This window comes from Microbispora hainanensis (assembly GCF_006874475.1).
Classification (GTDB): Bacteria; Actinomycetota; Actinomycetes; order Streptosporangiales; family Streptosporangiaceae; genus Microbispora; species Microbispora hainanensis.
In genome coordinates, this window is sequence record NZ_VIRM01000163.1 from 1 (window position 1) to 830 (window position 830).

An 830-nucleotide genomic window follows, 5' to 3' on the forward strand; every position below is an offset into this window, starting at 1 on the left:
ACGTTGTTCACGGGGCAGTGGGCGGACCTGCCGTTCGAGGAGGTCTGCCGGCTGGCCTCGGAATGGGGCTACGACGGCCTGGAGATCGCCTGCTGGGGCGACCACTTCGAGGTCGACAAGGCCCTCGCCGACGACTCCTACGTCGAACGCAAGAAGGAGACCCTGGCCAAGTACAACCTCGGGGTGTGGACGATCTCCAACCACCTCCTCAGCCAGGCCGTCTGCGACCACCCCATCGACGAACGCCACAAGGGCATCCTGCCCGCCCGCATCTGGGGCGACGGCGAACCCGAAGGCGTACGGCAGCGCGCCGCCGAGGAACTCAAGGACACCGCCCGCGCGGCGGCCAAACTCGGCGTCACGACCGTCGTCGGCTTCACCGGCTCCTCCATCTGGCACACCCTGGCGATGTTCCCGCCGGTGCCGCCGTCCATGATCGAGGCCGGCTACCAGGACTTCGCCGACCGCTTCAACCCGATCCTGGACGTCTTCGACGAGGTGGGCGTGCGGTTCGCGCACGAGGTGCACCCCAGCGAGATCGCCTACGACTACCACACCACGGTGCGGACGCTGGAGGCCATCGGGCACCGGCCGGCCTTCGGGCTGAACTGGGACCCCTCGCACATGGTGTGGCAGGGCCTGGACCCGGCGAACTTCATCCTCGACTTCGCCGACAAGATCTACCACGTCGACTGCAAGGACGCCCGGGTCGCCACCCGCGACGGCCGGCGCGGCCGGCTGGCCTCACACCTGGCCTGGGCCGATCCCCGCCGCGGGTGGGACTTCGTGTCCACCGGGCGGGGCGACGTGCCGTGGGAGGAGTGCTTCCG

The 830-nt window shown here is 69.5% G+C and carries 1 protein-coding gene; it reads left to right on the top strand.

Translation table 11 applies throughout. The annotated features are described in order from the left end of the window. Nucleotides 1–830 (top strand): sugar phosphate isomerase/epimerase family protein (locus FLX08_RS39990; RefSeq protein WP_142625444.1); only part of this gene is annotated, 830 nt, incomplete at both ends.